We start from the raw sequence: 18,856 nt of genomic DNA, 5'->3' as shown, positions 1-18,856 counted from the left end.
CGATTCTTGACCAGCGCCGAGCTTACCACGTTCCGGCCCTATTCGTCCGGCAGCCCGAGGCGCTGGCGCACCCGCTTCGCCCCGGCGACGATCAACCGGTCGGCAACGATACCAAGGAAAGCCACGCAGAAGCCGGCCGTCATGCCCCGCCCGACATCCGCCTTGGCAAGACCGAAGAAGACCTCCTGCCCCAGATCCCGCGTGCCAATCATGGCCGTGATCACCAGCATGGCCAGTGCCATCAGCAGAGTCTGATTGATGCCGAGCATGATTTCCGGCATGGCCAGCGGCAGCTTGACGCGCCAAAAGATTTGTCGCCTGGTACAGCCGATGGCCACAGCAGCTTCAATCAAATGCCCCGGCACCTGGCGCAGGCCATGATCGGTGTAGCGAATTGCCGCTGCCACGGCAAAGAGCACAACGGCGATCATCGCACTCACTTCACCGATACCCAACAGCATCACCGATGGGATGATAAAGACGAAGCTGGGTATGGTCTGCAGTGTATCAATGACGGCCGTTACCACGCGATGTCCCATCTCCCGCGTCGAGGCCCAGGCGCCTATTGGTATCCCGATCAATGCCGAAAGAAAGGCCGAGATCGAGCACAGATAGACCGAGAACATGGTCTCCTTCCATAATCCGACAACAGCCGGGAAAAGAATCATTGGCAGAACCAGACCGGCCAGGCGCCAGCCACCGAGTTGGAAGCCCAGCAATCCCGTGGCTGCGACAACGATGACCCATGGCAGTTCCAGCAGAAAGTTTCTAAGGGGATTGAGAAGGTTGACCTGGATCCAAACCTTGATGGCCTCAATCACGTCATAGAAATTACGCACGATCCAGCCGACCATATCGTCGATCTGTTTCCCCGTCGAAAACGTCAGGGCATCGGGAACGGATTCGAATGACGGGAATGCGAAGCTCGCGAGGGTCGTTACCACCAGCCATATCACAGCCAGCACCACAAAGGGGTGACGTTGCCGCCAGGTGGCGCCGGAAACACGGCTGAAACGGCGCTCTTTCTGAGCTGCTGCGAGGCTCATCCGGTCGAGGGCGATGGCCACAACGACGATGGCCATGCCGGCTTCCATCGCCGGCCCGATATCGAGCCGGCGCAACGATGTCAGGACGTCAAACCCCAGTCCACCGGCGCCGATCATCGATGCAATGATGACCATGTTAAGGGTCATCATGATGACCTGATTGATACCGACCATCAGCAGGGGTTTGGCCGTGGGGATCATTACCCGCCACAGACGCTGGCGGCGGGTGCAGCCCAGCATTTCGGCCATACTGGTGATTTCTTCGGGCACCTGCTGGAGTGCAAGCTTGGTCGCCCTCACCATTGGCGGCGTCGCAAAAATCACCGTCGCCACCATTGCCGGGACTGGACCGGAGCCAAACAGGAGAAGGACCGGAACCAGATAGGCAAAAGCCGGCATGGTCTGCGCCACGTCGAGCGAAGGCCGAATGAACCAATCATCAAACCATTTGATGCGGAATGCCATGATTCCAAAAACAAGGCCGCACACGATACCGATAGGCACACAGAGCGCCACCGAGGCCAGGGTCAGCATGGCGCTGTCCCATTTGCCGATGACTGCAATGTAGAAGAAGCAGGCAAAACTCAGGACCGAGGTTCGCCAGCCACCCAGCGCATAGCCGGCGATGGCCATCGCACCGATAATTCCGACCCAGGAAAGGCGCGGAAAGATTACGTCCTGACTTATATTAGTGAAGCCTTTGGCCAAAAGCGCGGTGACGAGCCGGAATGGCAGATCTATCACGGCGGCTATGGCACGCGTGAACGGCATTATTTGCTCGATAGAGGCAGCCTTGAGGTCGTTCATCCACGCCGCAACCGGAACCACCATGCCGCGCGGATACTTCACCAATCCCTTGGCGATTTCAGGATGTGTCCACAAAATGATGGCGGCCACGCCCAGGACCAGCCACAGCAGCCAGAAATAGGCGCGCGGCACGCTCCCCAGCCTGAGCGCCAGCGCGGTCATGCGCGGCCGTCCCGGCCGATCAGGGTGTCGATCACCGCCTGCGGCGCCAGCGTCCCGATCACAGCTCCCGCCTCGTCGACAACCGCCAGCGGCCGTCCGGCATTGATCACGATCGGCGCCACATCGGCGATCTTGTCGGCGGCGTTCACCTGGCCGATCGCAGCGACGCCGTTGACCGGCCCCATGACACTGCGCGCGGTCAGCACCTTGGCGCGCTGCACATTGCGGGTGAAGGCCGCGACATAATCAGTGGCCGGGCGCATCACCAGTTCTTCCGGCGTGCCCATCTGGATGACGCGGCCGTCCTTCATGATGGCGATGCGATCGGCGAGCTTGATCGCCTCGTCGAAATCATGAGTCACGAAGATCATGGTCTTCTTGAGCACGCGCTGCAGGCGGATGAGCTCGTCCTGCATCTCGCCGCGGATGAGCGGATCCAGCGCCGAAAACGGTTCGTCGAGAAACCAGAGTTCCGGCTTCACGGCCAGCGACCGTGCGATGCCGACGCGCTGCTGCTGGCCGCCGGAGAGTTGCCGCGGATAGGCACCCTCGCGCCCGCCGAGTCCGACCAGCTCGATCACTTCGCGCGCCCGCTGCTCGCGTTCCGATCTGGAGATCTTCTGGATCGCCAGCGGGAAGGCCACGTTGTCGAGTACCGTGAGATGCGGCAGCAGGGCGAAATGCTGGAACACCATGCCCATCTTGTGCCGGCGGATATCGATCAATTCCGCCTCGCCGGCCTTCAGAAGATCCTTGCCCTCCAGCAGCACCTCGCCGGCACTGGGTTCGATGAGGCGCGACATGCAGCGAAGCAAGGTCGATTTGCCCGAGCCCGACAGCCCCATGACGATGAAGATCTCGCCTTCACCGATTTCCACGGATACATCGCGGACGCCGGCCATCAAGCCGGCCTCCGCCAAAGCCTCGGACGTCAGGGCCTCGGGCGACGGCTTCGCCGCCATATAGGTCTCCGCCCCCCGCCCGAACAGCTTCCACACGCCGCGGCAAGCGAGCTTCACCCTAGCGACCTCGGTCATCGGTCCCGTCTCATGATTGAATTGGAAATAGCCGCGCCGATACTCTTCGCATCGGCGCGGCTGGCATCATCGGCAACTTACTTGGCCCAGGACGCGATCTTGTCCTGATTGGCAGCGATCCATGCCGCCGCCACATCCTCGATCGGCTTGCCTTCGAGATCGACCTGACCCGAGAGCGCATTGAGATCGTCGGCGCTGATCGAGTAATTGGTGGCGATCTTGTGTGCGACCGGCCACTTCTCCTTCATCCCGGCCCAGGCATATTTCCAGATCTCGCCAAAGGGCTTGCCGCAATCATAGGCAAGGTCGGGATTCACGCCGACGGACGGATCCTCGTAGCATTCCTTCGAGTATTCGGGGAACTCGACCCATTCGCCTTTGTACTTGGCCGGTGCCCAATGGGGGCTATAGACCCAGACCATCACCGGCGCCTGGCGCTGATAGGCCGATTCCAGTTCCGCGAACATGGCAGCGTCGGTGCCGGCATGAATCACTTCGAAGGGCAAATCCAGCGCTTCGACGCGTTGGTCATCAAAGCCTTCCCAGGTGACCGGACCGCCGACATAGCGTCCCTTGGGTGCCGTCTCGGGCGTCGAGAAGGCTTCCGCGCAGGCAGGATCCTTCAGCGCTTCCCAATTCGGCAGGCCCGGGCATTTCTCTTTCATGTAAAGCGGGTACCACCATTCTTCCTTGGCCTTCGGCCCCAGCGCGCCGAGGCGTTCGGTCTTGCCGCTGGCATCGGCCGCGGCCATGGCTTCGCCGGCGGTCGTGTCCCAATATTCGAGAGCGATGGTGAGATCGCCGGTCTGCAAACCGGTCTGCAGCGACGACAGATAATCAGACGTCACCATTTCCACATTGTAACCCTGGGCGATCAGGATCTGCGCCAGGATCGTGGCGTTGATGTTGACACTGGTCCAATCAAACATGGCAATCTTGATCGGGTCGGGACTCTCCGGCACGGATTGCGCGAAAGCCGGCATCGTCATCAGGCTGGCGCCCAGCCCTACGGCCATTGTGGCAGCGACCGCTCCACGGCGGAACGTCTCTAACATCGCAAACCTCCTGTCTAAGGTTGACCCCCCGTTAATCGGGGCGTTCTGTTTGGTCTGAAACCTTATCCACAGGGCTTTCAGCTTCGCAAGTCAATTTCGCGATATTCGTGGAAGTACTGTTGATTTGCACGAGTCGTTAGTTGAATCCAAAACAAAACCGGCCTGACGGCATTCCCCGTCAGGCCGGTCTGTTGACCGGATCTATGGAAGGAAGCGTCAGGCGGCTTGCGTGCCCGCCACACCCTTGGCCGAGAGCAATTGCTGCAGCTCGCCGGATTCGAACATCTCGCGGATGATGTCGCAGCCGCCGACGAATTCGCCTTTGACGTAAAGCTGCGGAATGGTCGGCCAGCTCGCGAAATCCTTGATACCCTGGCGCAGGCTCGGATCCTGCAGCACGTCGACGCCCTTGAACTTCACGCCGAGATGGCTGAGCACCTGGACGACCGCCGCGGAGAAGCCGCATTGCGGAAAGACGGGGGTGCCCTTCATGAAGAGCACGACGTCATTGGTGCCGATTTCGTCGCGGATACGGTCGAAGACGGGGTTATCGCTCATCGGATCAAATCCTTTCTGCCTTTGCCCGCGATATGGTTTGAGGGCGCTGGTAAGTCAATGGCATGGCCGGTCAGCAAGACCGGCCGGTTGAGGTTATTCTGCCGGGTTGAGGCTAGCCGCGCCAGTCCAAGAATGCCGCGGGCACAACCAGGAATTTAAACGGGCGCCGAGGTTTGCAGCGCCAAAGCGTGTAATTCGTCGCCCATCTTGCCCTTGAGGGCGGCATAGACGATCTGGTGCTGCTGGACACGGGACTTGCCGGCAAAGGCCGACGAGATCACCCGCGCCGCATAATGATCGCCGTCCCCGCGCAGATCCTCGATCGTCACCTCGGCATCGGGCAGGGCTTCCTTGATCAGCCGGGCGATCTCGCTTGCTTCCATGGCCATGTCGGCAACTCCTAAAAAAACTCAGGCCGCGCCCATCAGGCGCGGCAGGAAGGCCTCGTGATTGGCACGGAGATCGGCCAGCGGAATATCGCGGCCGTCGAGCGACAGGACGTCGCCGCCGGTTTCGCCGAGCTCGGTCACCTTGATTCCGGCGGCCTTGGCCTTGGCTTCGATCGCTGCGGCGGCCTTGGCTGGCACCGCGATCACGTAACGCGCCTGGTCCTCGCCGAACCAGAAGCCATGCGCTTCGCTCGTATCGCCCGGCGTCGTCAGCCTGGCACCGATGCCGCCGGCCAGCGCCATTTCGGCGAGTGCCACCAGCAGACCGCCATCGGCAACATCGTGGCAGGTAACGAGGCTGCCCGCTTCGATGAGGCCGCGGACGAAATCGCCATTGCGGCGCTCGGCGGCGAGGTCGACCGGCGGCGGCGCCCCCTCTTCCCGGCCATGCAATTCGCGGAGATAGATCGACTGCCCGAGCCAGCCCTTGGTCTCGCCCAGAACCAGCACCTTCTCGCCCTTGCCCTTGAACGCGACCGTCGCCATGCGATCGACATTGGCCATCACGCCGACGCCGCCGATGGTGGGTGTCGGCAGGATGCCCTTGCCGTTCGTTTCGTTGTAGAGCGAGACGTTGCCCGAGACGACCGGATAGTCGAGCGCCTGGCAGGCCTCGGCCATGCCTTCGATCGCGAGTGCGAACTGGCCCATGATCTCGGGCCGCTGCGGGTTGCCGAAATTCATGTTGTCGGTGATGGCGAGCGGCCTGGCACCGACTGCGGTCAGGTTGCGCCAGGTCTCGGCGACCGCCTGCGCACCGCCGCGCTTCGGATCGGCAAAGACATAACGCGGCGTGCAATCAGAGGTCATGGCAAGGCCCTTGGCCTTACCCGGCAGGCGCACGACCGCGGCATCGCCCCCCGGGCGCTGCGCGGTCTGGCCCATGACCAGATGATCGTATTGTTCCCAGACCCAGCGGCGGCTGGCGAGATCCGCCGAGCCGATCAGCGTCTTCAGGGCACCAAGAAGATCGTTGGGGGCCGGCACGTCCTTGGCGGCGATTTCCGCCTGCAAGGGGGTGGGCACCCAGGGACGTTCATAAAGCGGCGCCTTCTCGACCAGGGGCGCTACCGGCATGTCGGCCGCCACCTCGCCGTTCTTCTTCAGGACCAGATGACCGGTATCGGTGAGCACGCCGATCTCGGCGAAATCCAGCTCCCACTTCTCGAAGATGGCGCGCGCCTTGTCCATCGCCTGCGGCTTCAGCACCATGAGCATGCGCTCCTGGCTTTCCGAGAGCATGATCTCATAGGCGGTCATATGCGTCTCGCGCACCGGCACCTTGTCGAGGTCGAGCTCGATCCCGAGGCCGCCTTTCGACGACATCTCGACCGAAGACGAGGTGAGGCCGGCAGCACCCATATCCTGGATGGCGACGATGGCATCGGTCGCCATCAATTCGAGGCAGGCTTCCAGCAGCAGCTTTTCGGTGAAAGGATCGCCGACCTGCACGGTCGGGCGCTTCTCTTCCGAATCCTCGGTGAATTCGGCCGAGGCCATGGTGGCGCCGTGAATGCCGTCGCGCCCGGTCTTGGCGCCGACATAGATCACGGGATTGCCGATGCCCGCCGCCGCCGAATAGAAGATCTTGTCCGCATCGGCGAGGCCCACGGTCATCGCGTTGACCAGGATATTGCCGTTATAGCTGGCGTGGAAATTCACCTCGCCGCCCACGGTAGGGACGCCCATGCAATTGCCGTAGCCGCCGATGCCCGCGACGACACCGGAAACCAGATGCTTGGTCTTGGGATCCTCGGGCTCGCCGAAACGCAAAGCGTTCAAATTGGCGATCGGCCGCGCACCCATGGTGAAAACGTCGCGCATGATGCCGCCCACACCGGTCGCCGCCCCCTGATAGGGCTCGATGAACGAGGGATGGTTGTGGCTTTCCATCTTGAAGACCGCCGCTTGGCCGTCGCCGATATCGATGACGCCGGCATTCTCGCCCGGCCCCTGGATCACCCAGGGTGCCTCGGTGGGCAGTTTCTTTAGATGGACGCGGGATGATTTGTAGGAGCAATGCTCCGACCACATGACCGAGAAGATGCCGAGTTCGGTCATGCTGGGCTCGCGGCCCATGATTTCCAGAACCAGTTTGTATTCGTCCGCGCTGAGACCGTGTTCGGCGACGATCTCCGGGGTGATCTTTTTGGCGACACTCACGACACGGCCTCCACCATGCTCTTGAACAAGGCCTTGCCGTCGGTCGAGCCATGCATCGGCTCGATCGCATTCTCCGGATGTGGCATCAGTCCCAGCACATTGCGCTTCTTGTTGAGGATGCCGGCGATGTGCCGGATCGATCCATTCGGGTTGTAGACGGAATCAAGCCGACCCTCAGGCCCGCAATAGCGGAAGGCGATGCGGTCTTCCGCCTCGAGTTCGTCCAGCGTCCGAGGATCGGCGAAATAATTGCCGTCGTGATGCGCGACCGGGATCGACAGCACCTGGCCCTTCTTGTAGCCCGCCGTGAAGCGCGAGCCTGAAGTCTCGACCCGCAGGCCCACATTGCGGCAGACGAATTTGAGATTGGCATTGCGGAGCAGCACGCCCGGCAGAAGCCCGGCTTCGGTGATGATCTGGAAGCCGTTGCAGACACCGATGACAGCCATGCCGCCTTCCGCCCGTGACTTCACTTCCCGCAGCACCGGCGAATTGGCGGCGATGGCGCCGCAGCGCAGATAGTCTCCGTAGGAGAACCCGCCCGGCACCAGGACCAGATCCACCTTGGGCAGGGAAGTGTCGCGATGCCAGACCATGATCGGGTCCTTGCCCGTGGCCTGTTTCAGCGCCGCCTTGGCATCGATCTCGCGATTGGAACCGGGAAATACGACGATTGCCGCCTTCATGTGTCAGTCCACCAGCTCTATCGAGTAGTTTTCAATGACGGTATTGGCCAGGAGCTTGCCGCACATCTGATCGACCGCCGCCTTCGCCTTGGCCTTGTCGGTCTCGGTGAGATCGACCTCGATGTATTTGCCTTGGCGCACGTCGCCGACCGAATTGAAGCCGAGTGCATGGAGCGCACCGGCAATGGCGCGGCCCTGGGGATCAAGGACGCCGTTCTTGAGGGTGATGTGAATACGGGCCTTCATAACCTTCCCTTTTGTCGCAAAGATAAAAACTGAACTACCCGGAAGCCCGCGGCTGGAATGAATGGGGCGCCAACAGGCGCCCTCATTTCCCAGGCCATGGGCCCTATTGCATCGTACTCGGGCCCTTCATGTCGCGGGGGCCGCCTTCGGGCAGAATGCCGAGGCGCCGCGCCACTTCCTGATAGGCCTCCTCGACATTGCCGAGATCGCGGCGAAACCGGTCCTTGTCCAGCTTCTCGCCGGTCTTGACGTCCCACAGGCGGCAATTGTCGGGGCTGATTTCGTCGGCGAGAACGATGCGCATTTCCTCGTTCTCATAGAGCCGGCCGAATTCCAGCTTGAAGTCGATGAGGCGCAACCCGACGCCCAGCATCAAGCCAGTAAGGAAATCGTTGACCCTTAGCGCCAGTGCCAGCATCTCGTCGAGATCCTGCGGCATGGCCCAGCCGAAAGCCGTGATGTGCTCTTCCGAGACCATTGGATCGCCGAGCTCGTCGGACTTGTAATAATACTCAATGATCGAGCGCGGCAACTGCGTGCCCTCGGCCAGCCCTAAGCGCTTGGCCATCGAACCGGCGGCCACATTGCGCACCACGACTTCGAGGGGAATGATCTCGACCTCGCGCACCAATTGTTCGCGCATGTTGAGGCGGCGCACGAAATGGGTCGGCACCCCGATCTCGCCCAAACGCAACATCAGATATTCGGAGATGCGGTTGTTGAGGACGCCCTTCCCCGTGATGGTGCCCTTCTTCTGATTATTGAAGGCGGTCGCATCGTCCTTGAAGTACTGCACCAAGGTGCCGGGCTCCGGGCCTTCGAACAAGACCTTGGCCTTGCCTTCGTAAATGCGGCGGCGGCGCGACATTTGGGGGGTCTCCAATGCTGCTCGGCGCGACCAGATCGACGGGGCATCGAATCTGGCGGGCCGCGCTATCGAGATTCGGCCTTCTTCTAGCAGCATGGGGTCCGCAATACAATGACGGCGACCACCTTGCGCGGGATCGTCGCGGGCAATTTATATCGTTTTATTTCAGCATATTAGTAACTGGACGGCGAGATCGCACTGAGCACTAGCAGGCCGCCGCCGACCAGGATCACAAAAAGCGGTCCCAGAAGAGCCAATCCGCGCGTCCATCCGCTGCCTTGGGGCAGGCGCAGACTGACCTGCCGGCGCAGGAAAATGCTGAACACCCCCAGGGCCGCGAGGGTCATTCCCATGCCCAGCGCGATCGCCGCCGCCATGACGATCCCGGCCAGAATGAGATTGTTCGCCATGGCGAAGAGCAAGATCAAAATGGCGCCGGAACAGGGCACAAAGCCCGCGGCCAGCGCCAGCATCCGCTGCTCCAGCGGCCGGCCCTTTTTCGTCCAGGTCATCTCGCCGGCCGCACAGGCATGGTCATGGTCATGATGATGCCCATGATGAACATGCGCGTGGCCGCCGCGCCACCACTCCCGCAGCATCAGGAGGCCGATCGCCAGAATCGCCGCATAGCTCACAATGCGCAGCCAGAAATATTCGTTGGTCGGCGAGACCAGGCTGCGCGAGAGGATGAGATGGGCAAGGCCCACGATGACGATCGCACCCACCACATGGCTGAGCGCGATCCAGGCGGCCATGGCGACGCCCCGGCTGGGCCGGGCGGCACGGCCCAGGAAATAGCCGATGACGACACTCTTGCCGTGACCGGGCCCCAGCGCGTGAAACACGCCATAGAGGAAGGCGAAGAGGATGCCGGCCCAGAGGGCACCCGTATCCTCGCCACGCTTGATGGCCACCAGACGCTGATTGAGCGCGCGGTTGACGTCGCGCTGGATGGCAAAAAGCCCATGCCGGAAATCGCGCCAGATGCCGCCGGAATTCGTATCGGCGGCGGCCTCGGTGGAGGTGCCGCCGGTGAAGGGTGAATCCGACTGCGCCTGGGCCGCCAGGGGCATGACCAGCAGCGCCACGCATAGCAGCAGGGCGCGGAGGAACAGGGTCATCGGCATTGCACCGAAATGGCCTGGGGGATCACGAAGCCCTCGTAATAGGCATTCTCCGGGTCATCCTTCACGGTCGCTTCACAGCCGGCAGAGCCCTCGCCCTCCACTCTTACCGGATCCGTTTCGGCCATGAGCACCTCGACGTAATAGTCGCGGTCACTTATTTCGAGGCGCAGTTTCTGCTGCCGCGGATCGATCGGCTGCGGCAAGGCGAAGGTCAGTTCGTAATGCAACGCACCCTCTTCCACCCTGGCCAGGAAAGCCTCCGGCGCCAGATCGGGAAAGTCGGTGCCATCCACCGACGCGCGGGTGAAATAGCGAAAGCCGGCGAGATTGGGCAATGTCTCGCTTCCCATCGCCTCGCTCTCGGCGGTGCTGATCGCGCCGTCGCCGTCCTTGTCGAACTGCATCAGCATGTCCTCGGTGAAGATTTCATCGAAACGCCAGTCGGTGCGGAAGCCGGCGAGCTTGCCACCCTCGAATTGCAGGACAACGCGGTTGTCGATGAAAACATGCGGATGGGCCAAGGCCGCGCGGGGCAACAGCAGCAGAACCGCCACGCAGGCGAGGATGGAATAACGCAGCACGATCAGAAAGCGATTTCGGGCGCGACCTTGAGGCTGCAGCGACAGAACGGACAGACGATGGTCGTGTCGTAATTGGCGGGCAGCAGCCCCTGCTTCACCTCGCCATCCAGCAGCAACCGGGCCTCGGCCACCAATTCGGCATGGGAGGCCGCGGCCCCGCAGGCCAGCGCCATGGCCCGGGCATCGGCGGGCGCCATGGGCTCGGTCGAAAGGGCCAGCGCCGGCACCACACCCGGGCCCGCCGCCGAAACAATCGTCGCCGAAGCCAGGAGCATTTGTCGCCGTGTCAGCATTGCCGAATCTCCACCGTTCTTTGCCTCCCCCGTTGGGGAAGAAGATAGGTCACTGCAAGGCCTTCAGCAATTCACTTTGATTGTGACGGAAGAGCGACAGCAGATCCGGGGCCGGCCCGTCCGGCCCCGACAGGGCATCTGCATAGAGCGCGCCGCCAACCTTGATCCCGGTATCAGCCGCCAATGTCTCGACGAAGCGCGGATCGCTCATGTTCTCCAGGAAAACCGCCTGGATCTTGCCGTCCTTGATCTGCTCGATCACATGCTTGAGGTCCTGCGCGGTGGGCTCACCCTCGGTACTCACCCCCTGGAGGCCGACGAATTCGATCCCGTAGGCATGGGCGAAATAGCCGAAAGCGTCATGCGACGTCAGGACGCGGCGGCGTTCCGCCGGCAGCGCGCCGAGGCTCGCTTTCAATTCGGCATCGAGTGCCGCAAATTCGGCCTTCAAGGCACCGGCATTCTTGCTGAACAAGGCCGCCTGTGCCGGTTCAGCGGCGCTGAGGCCGGCAGCGATATTGTCGATATAGGTCAGAACCAGATGCGCATCCTGGAAGGCGTGCGGGTCGAAATCCCCATGGTCGTGCCCCTCTTCCGCATGCTCCTCTTCGGCCTGCCCCTCTTCCGCATGCTCGTCTTCGTGCGCGTGCTCATCTTCATGCTCTTCCCAGGGCAAAGCCGCGATGCCCTCGGTCGCCACGACGAGGCGCCCCTTGAAATCCGCCGCTTCGGTCAGCCGCGCGAGCCAGGTCTCGAAACCGAGACCATTGGCGATCAGCACATCCGCTCCCGCCACCGCGCGTTGATCGGCGGCATTGGGCTCGAAGCCGTGGGAATCGAGATCCGGACCAACCAAGGTGGTGAGCGCGATGGCATCGCCCCCGATCCGCTGGGTGAGGTCCCCCAGAATGCTGAAGGTGGCGACCACCTTGAGCTTTTCCTGCGCCAGGGCGGGGGCAAGGACCGCCAGCGAGCCAAGGCCGGCGAGCAGGAGGATGCGGAAGGTCGATTTCAACGACATGATCGCTCTCATTCAGAATGTTATAATATAACACATTTAACGCAGAGCGGTGCCCGCGGCAAGCTCTTTACCGCCGGTCACTCCAGGTCGATGTCCGTCCAGGAAAAGGTTTCCGGCCGCCCACCCAGGAACCGCCAGATCGGCGCCCGTTCGGAATGCTGCACCGAGGGAAGCGCCATGAGCGAGGACGACATGGTGCCGAAGCCGGTATTGGAAACGATATGCATGGCGTCGAACACATCGCCCCCCGGCGCGTATTCGCGGTTGGTCAGCAGCGCTTCCCATTCCCGCCATTGCCCGATTTCCGGCTCCGGCGTTTCGGCGATCTGCCAGCGCGGCAGAAAATGGCGGATGCGCAGGCTCTCGGGATCATTGCGATCCGATGACGTGATCATGGAAATACCCGGCTGCAGGGTTTCCGCGACGATTTCGGCCCCGTCGTTCCTCAGCCAGAAACCGCCGGAATTGTCGGCCACGAACATGTTGAAGGGCCGATAGGCGCCCGCATCCAGTTCCCGCAGCATCTCGATGGCAGCGTCGGCATCGGCGAAATCCAGCGCATCGAGGACCAATTCGCCCCGCGACCTCTTGCCCGCCTGCGGCCCCAGAGTGTTACGGCGGTTGAGAATGCCCGCCACCACCCCGAAATCATTGATGCCCAGCCATGAACCGCCAGCTAGCTGATCCTGCCCCGCCACGATTTCCGGCCGGTCGGGCCAGTGCCGCCCGGGGGCAAGCCAGGGGCGCTCATGCATTTCGTCGCGATTGGCGGCAACGAGGATCGGCCAGTCGTGATTCGGCCGATGGAGAATGATTACGCTGCACATGAGCTTACGGACATAAATCGGGACATCTGGGTTTGGGCCCGCCGGTTCGCGGTAACCCTATTAGACTTGACGGAAGGCGGTCGGCCAACCATTTTTCCAGACAACGGCCAGTGTCACAGCCTGGCCGCAGGGAACATTTAGCCGGGAACATTTAAAGGATTGCATCGGTATGACGAGTTTCAACGACCGGGAAGCCGCTTTCGAAAACAAGTTCAAGCACGACAAGGAGCTTGAATTTAAGGTCAACAACCGGCGCAACAAGCTGCTGGGCCTGTGGGCGGCGAAATTGATGGGCATCGACGGCGCCGAGGCCGAAGCCTATGCCAAATCCGTGGTCGCCTCCGATTTCGAAAAGCCCGGCGATCATGACGTGCTGGCGAAGGTCCTGGAGGACTTCAAGGCAAAGAATGTCGATATCAGCGAGCATCGCCTGCGGAAGCAGATGGACGAGCTTCTCGCCATGTCCAAGCAGCAGCTCATGAGCGAAAACAACGGCTGATCGCCCCTCAAGCGAAGTGCCGGACCAACACCGGCACCTCTTTCTCGATCTCGAAATAATAACAGCGGCGATAGAGCTCTATCGCCGCTGTTATTGTCTTTGCCGTACAGAATTCCAGCGGCTCAAGCGTGGCCGAAGACCCGGCGGAAGATGTCGTCGACATGCTTGTAATGATAGCCGAGGTCGAAACAGGCTTCGAGCGACTTGGCATCGATCTTCTGGCTGACCACGGAATCGTTCTTGAGCTCGGTCAGGAAGTCCTTGCCTTCCAGCCAGACCTTCATCGCGTTGCGCTGCACTGCCTGATAGGAATCCTCCCGGCTCATGCCGGCCTGGGTCAGCGCCAGCAGCACGCGCTGCGAATGCACCAAGCCGCCATAGCGATCGAGATTGGCCTGCATGTTCTCAGGATACACGATCAGCTTCTCGACCAGGCCCACCAGACGGTTGAGCGCAAAATCGAGGGCGATGGTGGCGTCCGGGCCGAACACGCGCTCGACCGAGGAATGGCTGATATCGCGCTCGTGCCAAAGGGCGACATTCTCGAGGGCCGGGTTGACCGCGGCACGCACGACACGCGCGAGGCCCGTGAGATTTTCCGAGAGCACCGGGTTGCGCTTGTGCGGCATGGCACTGGAACCCTTCTGGCCCGGCGAGAAATATTCCTCCGCCTCGCGCACTTCCGAGCGCTGCAAATGGCGCACCTCGATCGAGAGGTTCTCGATTGAGCTGGCGATGACACCCAGCACCGCGAAGAACATCGCATGACGGTCGCGCGGAATGACCTGGGTTGAAATGGGCTCGACGCTGAGGCCCATCTTCTTCGCGACATGGGCTTCCACGCGCGGATCGATATTGGCGAAGGTCCCGACGGCCCCCGAGATCGCGCAGGTGGCGATGTCGGCGCGCGCCGCCACCAAGCGCTCGCGGCCGCGCTTGAAGGCCGCGTAATGGGTGGCGAGCTTCAGACCAAAGGTCGTGGGTTCGGCATGGATGCCGTGGCTGCGGCCCATGGTCGGCGTCATCTTGTGTTCGAAGGCGCGCTTCTCCAGCGCCTTCAGCAGCCGGTCGAGATCCTCGAGCAAGAGATCGGTCGCCTGCGCCATCTGCACCGCGAGGCAGGTATCGAGCACGTCGGACGACGTCATGCCCTGGTGCACGAAGCGCGCTGCCGGGCCGACATACTCAGCGAGGTTGGTGAGGAAGGCGATTACGTCATGCTTGGTCTCGCGCTCGATCTCGTCGATACGCGCCACTTCCCATTTCCCCTTGGCCCAGATTTCCGCCGCGGCCTCTTTGGGAATGACACCCAGTTCCGCCAGCGCATCGCAGGCATGGGCCTCGATCTCGAACCAGATGCGGAATCGGTTTTCCGGGTCCCAGATCTTGGTCATTTCGGGACGGGAATAGCGCGGGATCATGCGAGCCTCATTTTTCTGGCGATTGCGGCGCCAAATCAGCGGCAAAGCCCCGCAAAGTCAACCTGGAATCGGTTTTTGAGCGGACTTCCTCAGTAAAGCGGCGGCGTGAAGGCAAAGAGCGCCACGGTTCGCCCAGTATTTGAGGGATTCTTGAAGGTATGGAGCTTCCTGGGATCGAAGGTCATGGAATCGCCCTCCTCCAGCAATGTCTCCTGCCCGGCCACTGTCATCAGCAGGCGGCCGCTGATCACCATGACGAACTCCTCCTCGGCCGGGATGGTATAGAGCTGGTCGCCGCCGGATCCCCCCGGCCCCATCTCGCTCCAGACAACCTGGATGCGGCTGCGGGTCGAAGGCGAGAGCAGATAATCGTGCAGGCCCTTGCCGCCGAATTCGATGCGGCGGCGCTTGTTCCGGCGCACCACCGCCGTTTCCGTGCCCTCGAACAGCGACCCCACCGAGAGGCCGAGCGCATTGCAAATCGCCAGCAGCGAGGCGACGGAGGGCGAAGCCAGGTCGCGCTCGATCGCACTGAGATGGCCCTTGGTGAGATCGACCCTTGTGGCGAGGTCGTCGATGGAGAGGCCGAGTTGCCGCCGCCTTTCCCGCAATTGCGGGCCGATCTGCGGTTTCGGCTGCGGCTCGCTCAGCAATTTCTGCGTCTTCATCCGGAATCCTCGAAATCTGATGTTCACTATAACCAAACTAAGTTGACTATTAAAGAACCTCGCGGAATCATCTGGCGAGCCCCGCCAGCCAAACCGAGGAAGCCATGAACAAGCCGCCCGCCAGCAAGCCCACCGCGCAGCCGATCACCGATGCCCTCTACGCCGAACGGGCGAAGGAAATGGAGAATTGGTATTGGTGGGGCGTTCAAACCTTCTTCAAATGCGACTTCAACCCCGACCCCAAGGCCTGCGACATCGCTTTGGTGGGTGTCCCGCATTCCTCCGGCAACGGCTCGACCGAGCGTGACCAGCATTTGGCGCCGCGCGCCATCCGCAACGCCTCGGGCTGGTATCGCCGCGCGCATCAGAAATTCCAGCTCCGGCCCTGGGAGACCTGCCGCATCAACGATCTCGGCGACGTGCCACTGCCCGAGGCCATGGTGAACGACATTTGCGTCGATCATATCGAGGAATATTACAAGCGCCTGGATCTCGCCGGCACGCGGCCGGTCTCGATCGGCGGCGATCATTCCATCACCGGCCCGATCCTGCGCGCCTTGGGCGGCAAGGACGGCCATCTCAGCAAGGGACAGAAGATCGCCTTGGTGCATTTCGACGCCCATCGCGACGATTACGAACACCTGCCGCATTGGCTGGGCAGCCGGCGCTCGGCTGCACATTGGGCCGCCTATACCATCACAGAAGAAATCGTCGATCCGTCCCATTCCATCCAGCTCGGCATGCGCGGCAACCCGATGAAGGCGCGCAAGGACCCGTCGCAAAGCGATATGGGCTACGAGATCATCCCGGCCGAACACATCTTCGAGCGCGGCATGGAGGATGTCGGCGCCGCCATCCGCAAGCGCGTCGGCGACATGCCGGTCTATATCACCTTCGACCTCGACGCCCTTGATCCCAGCGACGCGCCGGGCGTCTCCAATCTCGAGCCCGGCTATCGGGGGCTGCGGGCTTACGAAGCGATCAAGCTCATCCAATCCCTGCGCGGCACCAATGTCATCGGCGGCGACATTGTCTGCATGATCCCCTCCAAGGACAACGCGACGCAGATCACCGCCATGAACTCGGTCGTCATCATGTTCGAAATGCTGAGCCTGATCGCGGACAAGCATTTCCGGAAGGATTGACCAACAAACAATTCTATCAATTGTCATGGTCGGCGAAGGCCGACCATCCACGAATTTCTTGGTGTTCGCACGAAACTCGTGGATCCCCGCCTTCGCGGGGATGACAGAGGAAGATCGGGGATGTCGTAATCCCTCAACAAAACACCCAACTTGGCGCTTCTAAGAGAGTGGCCGTCGCGCTAGCTTGGCGGCCCAGCCAACACCGTCCCAGCCCGCGAGCCAGACATCATGACCACCGCCCTGCCGCATCTCTTCCAGCCCCTCGAGATCCGCGGCTGCCGCATCAAGAACCGCATCTTCTCGACCGGTCATGACACCACCATGCCGACCGACGGCACGCCCAACAAGCGCCTCGCCGCCTATCACGAGGCGCGCGCTGCGGGTGGTGCCGGGCTCATCGTCATGCAGGTGGCGGGCGTTCACGAGACCGCGCGCTACACGTCGCATCTCATCATGGCGACGACCGACGATTGCATTCCGGGTTATCGCGAGGTGGTCGCGGCCTGCAAGCCCTATGGCACCAGGATCTTCGGCCAGCTCTTCCATCCCGGCCGCGAGATCATGGAAAGCCAGGACGGCACCGCGCCGGTCGCCTATGCCCCCTCGGCAATCCCCAATGAACGTTTCCATGTGATGCCGAAGCCGATGTCGAAGACGATGATCCACGAGATCATCGATGGCTATGCCGAAGCCGCCTTGCGCCTCAAGAAAGGCGGTCTCGACGGCGTCGAGATCGTGGCGAGCCACGGCTATCTGCCGGCGCAATTCCTCAACGAGCGCGTGAATAGGCGCGAGGACGAATATGGCGGCTCGTTCGAGAACCGCCTCCGCTTCCTGCGCGAGGTCGCACAGGCGATCCGCGACCGTGTCGGCGACGAGATGGTGGTCGGCATCCGCATCAGCGGTGACGAGAAGGATGCGGAAGGCCTGCAGGAGAGCGAGAGCCTCGCCGCCATCGCGGCGCTCGACGGCGACATCGATTTCTTCAACGTCATTGCCGGCACCTCGGCGAGCTTTGGTGGCGCTGTGCATATCGCGCCGCCCATGGCCATTGCCAATGGCTATGTGGCACCCTTCGCCGCGGCGGTGAAAAACAAGGTGAAGGCCGCGGTCTTCGTCGCCGGCCGCATCAACCAGCCGCAGGATGCCGAGAAGATCCTGGCAAGCGGTGCCGCCGACATGATCGGCATGACCCGCGCCATGATCTGCGATCCGGACATGCCGAAGAAGGCGGAGGCCGGCAAGCTCGAGGACATCCGCGCCTGCATCGCCTGCAACCAGGCCTGTATCGGCCATTTCCATATGGGCTATCCCATCTCCTGCATCCAGCATCCCGAGACGGGCCGCGAGCTCACTTACGGCACCCGCCAGCCACTCGCCCGCAAGAAGAAGATCCTCATCGCCGGCGGCGGCCCGGCCGGGATGAAGGCGGCGGCGGTTGCCGGCGAACGCGGCCATCAGGTCATTCTGTGCGAGGCCAGCGAACGCCTCGGCGGCCAGGCCCTGATCGCGCAATTGCTGCCCAGCCGCGGGGAATTCGGCGGCATTGTCACCAATCTCGCTCGCGAAGTCGAACTGGCCGGCGTCGAGGTCAGGACCCGCACGCCGGTCACGCGCGCGCTCGTCGAGGCGGAGAAGCCCGATGCCGTCATCATCGCCACCGGTGCCCGGCCCCGCTCGGCCCTCGAGGCCGGGATCGAAGGCGTCGAGGGCGCCCATGTGGTGAGCGCCTGGGCCGCTATTCGCGACGAGGCCAATATCGGCCGCTCGGTGGTGATCGCTGATTGGCGCTGTGACTGGATCGGCCTGGGCTTGGCCGAGAAGCTGGCTCGCGCCGGATGCCATGTGCGACTCTGCGTCGACGGCTACATGGCCGGCCAGCGTATCCACCAATATGTCCGCGATCATTGGGTGGGCGAGCTTCACAAGCTCAATGTCGAGGTTGTGCCCTATGCCCGTCTTTACGGCATCGACGGCGACACGGTCTATTTCCAGCACGCGACCTCGGGCGAGCCGATCATCTTCGAAGGCGTGGACACGCTGGTGGCCTCCCTCGGCCACACGCGCGTGGCCGGGCTGGAGGACGAGCTTGCCGGTTGGCAGGGTGACGTGTATGTCATCGGCGATTGCCTGACCCCTCGAACCGCCGAGGAAGCCGTCCTCGAAGGCCTCAAGGTGACCGCGGAGATTTGACAGC

The 18,856-nt window shown here is 62.2% G+C and carries 19 protein-coding genes; 3 read left to right on the top strand and 16 right to left on the bottom strand.

The genetic code is table 11. The annotated features are described in order from the left end of the window. Window positions 1-38 precede the first annotated feature (38 nt). The 14 genes from ACE3PR_RS14840 to ACE3PR_RS14775 all read right to left on the bottom strand — a co-directional run bounded on the left by ACE3PR_RS14840 (window position 39) and on the right by ACE3PR_RS14775 (window position 12,926). Window positions 39-2,015 carry an ABC transporter permease gene (locus tag ACE3PR_RS14840; protein WP_374373387.1) on the bottom strand — a complete coding sequence of 659 codons (1,977 nt, stop codon included), beginning with the start codon at window positions 2,013-2,015 and terminating at the stop codon, window positions 39-41. Beyond that, window positions 2,012-3,052, bottom strand: a complete 1,041-nt coding sequence (locus ACE3PR_RS14835; RefSeq protein WP_374373385.1) for a glycine betaine/L-proline ABC transporter ATP-binding protein — start codon at window positions 3,050-3,052, stop codon at window positions 2,012-2,014. The genes ACE3PR_RS14840 and ACE3PR_RS14835 overlap by 4 nt, the downstream gene beginning before the upstream one ends. Before the next feature lie 77 nt (window positions 3,053-3,129). Beyond that, window positions 3,130-4,068 carry an ABC transporter substrate-binding protein gene (locus ACE3PR_RS14830; RefSeq protein ID WP_374373383.1) on the bottom strand — a complete coding sequence of 313 codons (939 nt, stop codon included), beginning with the start codon at window positions 4,066-4,068 and terminating at the stop codon, window positions 3,130-3,132. Window positions 4,069-4,323: 255 nt separating this feature from the next. Beyond that, a complete protein-coding gene (grxD, locus tag ACE3PR_RS14825; protein WP_374373381.1) occupies window positions 4,324-4,665 on the bottom strand; it encodes a Grx4 family monothiol glutaredoxin in 342 nt (113 codons plus the stop codon). Window positions 4,666-4,820: 155 nt separating this feature from the next. Continuing rightward, a complete protein-coding gene (locus ACE3PR_RS14820) occupies window positions 4,821-5,054 on the bottom strand; it encodes a BolA family protein (RefSeq protein WP_374373379.1) in 234 nt (77 codons plus the stop codon). A 21-nt stretch (window positions 5,055-5,075) separates the two neighbouring features. Then, window positions 5,076-7,277 carry a phosphoribosylformylglycinamidine synthase subunit PurL gene (gene purL / locus ACE3PR_RS14815; RefSeq protein ID WP_374373377.1) on the bottom strand — a complete coding sequence of 734 codons (2,202 nt, stop codon included), beginning with the start codon at window positions 7,275-7,277 and terminating at the stop codon, window positions 5,076-5,078. Continuing rightward, on the bottom strand, window positions 7,274-7,963 hold the full coding sequence (gene purQ, locus ACE3PR_RS14810; RefSeq protein ID WP_374373375.1) for a phosphoribosylformylglycinamidine synthase subunit PurQ: 690 nt from the start codon (window positions 7,961-7,963) through the stop codon (window positions 7,274-7,276). Before purQ ends, purL begins: the two co-directional genes overlap by 4 nt. Window positions 7,964-7,966: 3 nt before the next feature. Continuing rightward, entirely contained in the window at window positions 7,967-8,209 is a 243-nt protein-coding gene (gene purS / locus ACE3PR_RS14805; protein WP_374373373.1) for a phosphoribosylformylglycinamidine synthase subunit PurS, read from the bottom strand. Between the two features lie 103 nt (window positions 8,210-8,312). Further along, the gene (purC, locus tag ACE3PR_RS14800) at window positions 8,313-9,077 is read right to left on the bottom strand and encodes a phosphoribosylaminoimidazolesuccinocarboxamide synthase (RefSeq protein ID WP_374373370.1); all 765 of its coding nucleotides are present in this window, start codon (window positions 9,075-9,077) and stop codon (window positions 8,313-8,315) included. A gap of 173 nt (window positions 9,078-9,250) precedes the next feature. Continuing rightward, on the bottom strand, window positions 9,251-10,198 hold the full coding sequence (locus ACE3PR_RS14795; protein WP_374373368.1) for a nickel/cobalt transporter: 948 nt from the start codon (window positions 10,196-10,198) through the stop codon (window positions 9,251-9,253). After that, window positions 10,195-10,785 (bottom strand): DUF1007 family protein, encoded by a 591-nt coding sequence (locus ACE3PR_RS14790; protein ID WP_374373366.1) that lies wholly within the window; start codon window positions 10,783-10,785, stop codon window positions 10,195-10,197. The genes ACE3PR_RS14795 and ACE3PR_RS14790 overlap by 4 nt, the downstream gene beginning before the upstream one ends. Before the next feature lie 2 nt (window positions 10,786-10,787). After that, window positions 10,788-11,078 (bottom strand): hypothetical protein, encoded by a 291-nt coding sequence (locus tag ACE3PR_RS14785; RefSeq protein ID WP_374373364.1) that lies wholly within the window; start codon window positions 11,076-11,078, stop codon window positions 10,788-10,790. 49 nt (window positions 11,079-11,127) lie between these two features. Further along, entirely contained in the window at window positions 11,128-12,099 is a 972-nt protein-coding gene (locus ACE3PR_RS14780; protein ID WP_374373361.1) for a metal ABC transporter solute-binding protein, Zn/Mn family, read from the bottom strand. Window positions 12,100-12,176: 77 nt separating this feature from the next. Next, window positions 12,177-12,926, bottom strand: coding sequence for an NRDE family protein (locus ACE3PR_RS14775; RefSeq protein WP_374373359.1), 750 nt, complete (start codon window positions 12,924-12,926; stop codon window positions 12,177-12,179). Between the two features lie 169 nt (window positions 12,927-13,095). On the opposite strand from ACE3PR_RS14775, the gene ACE3PR_RS14770 reads away from it, so the two are divergent. Next, complete coding sequence (locus ACE3PR_RS14770) at window positions 13,096-13,425, top strand: DUF1476 domain-containing protein (protein ID WP_374373357.1); 330 nt, start codon at window positions 13,096-13,098, stop codon at window positions 13,423-13,425. A 122-nt stretch (window positions 13,426-13,547) separates the two neighbouring features. On the opposite strand, the gene purB is transcribed toward ACE3PR_RS14770, so the two are convergent. Beyond that, window positions 13,548-14,846, bottom strand: coding sequence for an adenylosuccinate lyase (gene purB / locus ACE3PR_RS14765; protein WP_374373354.1), 1,299 nt, complete (start codon window positions 14,844-14,846; stop codon window positions 13,548-13,550). 89 nt (window positions 14,847-14,935) lie between these two features. Beyond that, on the bottom strand, window positions 14,936-15,514 hold the full coding sequence (locus tag ACE3PR_RS14760; protein ID WP_374373352.1) for a helix-turn-helix domain-containing protein: 579 nt from the start codon (window positions 15,512-15,514) through the stop codon (window positions 14,936-14,938). 104 nt (window positions 15,515-15,618) lie between these two features. Here ACE3PR_RS14760 and ACE3PR_RS14755 point away from each other — a divergent pair, with 104 nt between their 5' ends. Continuing rightward, window positions 15,619-16,659, top strand: coding sequence for an arginase family protein (locus ACE3PR_RS14755; protein ID WP_374373350.1), 1,041 nt, complete (start codon window positions 15,619-15,621; stop codon window positions 16,657-16,659). 228 nt (window positions 16,660-16,887) lie between these two features. Continuing rightward, window positions 16,888-18,852: an FAD-dependent oxidoreductase gene (locus tag ACE3PR_RS14750; RefSeq protein WP_374373348.1), complete on the top strand. Its 1,965-nt coding sequence runs from the start codon at window positions 16,888-16,890 to the stop codon at window positions 18,850-18,852. The last annotated feature ends 4 nt before the right edge of the window (window positions 18,853-18,856 follow it).

Source organism: Dongia sp., assembly GCF_041909655.1.
Lineage (GTDB): Bacteria > Pseudomonadota > Alphaproteobacteria > Dongiales > Dongiaceae > Dongia.
The sequence above is the reverse complement of the archived record's forward strand: the minus strand, read 5'-3'. Positions and strand labels throughout refer to the sequence as shown.

Coding starts and splice junctions, on each gene's coding strand:
- ACE3PR_RS14755 (WP_374373350.1), top strand. CDS start 15,619: ATGAACAAGCCGCCCGCCAGCAAGCCCACCGCGCAGCCGATCACCGAT.
- ACE3PR_RS14830 (WP_374373383.1), bottom strand. CDS start 4,068: ATGGCCGTAGGGCTGGGCGCCAGCCTGATGACGATGCCGGCTTTCGCG.
- ACE3PR_RS14780 (WP_374373361.1), bottom strand. CDS start 12,099: ATGTCGTTGAAATCGACCTTCCGCATCCTCCTGCTCGCCGGCCTTGGC.
- purC (WP_374373370.1), bottom strand. CDS start 9,077: ATGTCGCGCCGCCGCCGCATTTACGAAGGCAAGGCCAAGGTCTTGTTC.
- purS (WP_374373373.1), bottom strand. CDS start 8,209: ATGAAGGCCCGTATTCACATCACCCTCAAGAACGGCGTCCTTGATCCC.
- ACE3PR_RS14840 (WP_374373387.1), bottom strand. CDS start 2,015: ATGACCGCGCTGGCGCTCAGGCTGGGGAGCGTGCCGCGCGCCTATTTC.
- ACE3PR_RS14835 (WP_374373385.1), bottom strand. CDS start 3,052: ATGACCGAGGTCGCTAGGGTGAAGCTCGCTTGCCGCGGCGTGTGGAAG.
- ACE3PR_RS14770 (WP_374373357.1), top strand. CDS start 13,096: ATGACGAGTTTCAACGACCGGGAAGCCGCTTTCGAAAACAAGTTCAAG.
- ACE3PR_RS14820 (WP_374373379.1), bottom strand. CDS start 5,054: ATGGCCATGGAAGCAAGCGAGATCGCCCGGCTGATCAAGGAAGCCCTG.
- ACE3PR_RS14775 (WP_374373359.1), bottom strand. CDS start 12,926: ATGTGCAGCGTAATCATTCTCCATCGGCCGAATCACGACTGGCCGATC.
- purB (WP_374373354.1), bottom strand. CDS start 14,846: ATGATCCCGCGCTATTCCCGTCCCGAAATGACCAAGATCTGGGACCCG.
- ACE3PR_RS14785 (WP_374373364.1), bottom strand. CDS start 11,078: ATGCTGACACGGCGACAAATGCTCCTGGCTTCGGCGACGATTGTTTCG.
- ACE3PR_RS14750 (WP_374373348.1), top strand. CDS start 16,888: ATGACCACCGCCCTGCCGCATCTCTTCCAGCCCCTCGAGATCCGCGGC.
- grxD (WP_374373381.1), bottom strand. CDS start 4,665: ATGAGCGATAACCCCGTCTTCGACCGTATCCGCGACGAAATCGGCACC.
- purQ (WP_374373375.1), bottom strand. CDS start 7,963: ATGAAGGCGGCAATCGTCGTATTTCCCGGTTCCAATCGCGAGATCGAT.
- ACE3PR_RS14760 (WP_374373352.1), bottom strand. CDS start 15,514: ATGAAGACGCAGAAATTGCTGAGCGAGCCGCAGCCGAAACCGCAGATC.
- ACE3PR_RS14795 (WP_374373368.1), bottom strand. CDS start 10,198: ATGACCCTGTTCCTCCGCGCCCTGCTGCTATGCGTGGCGCTGCTGGTC.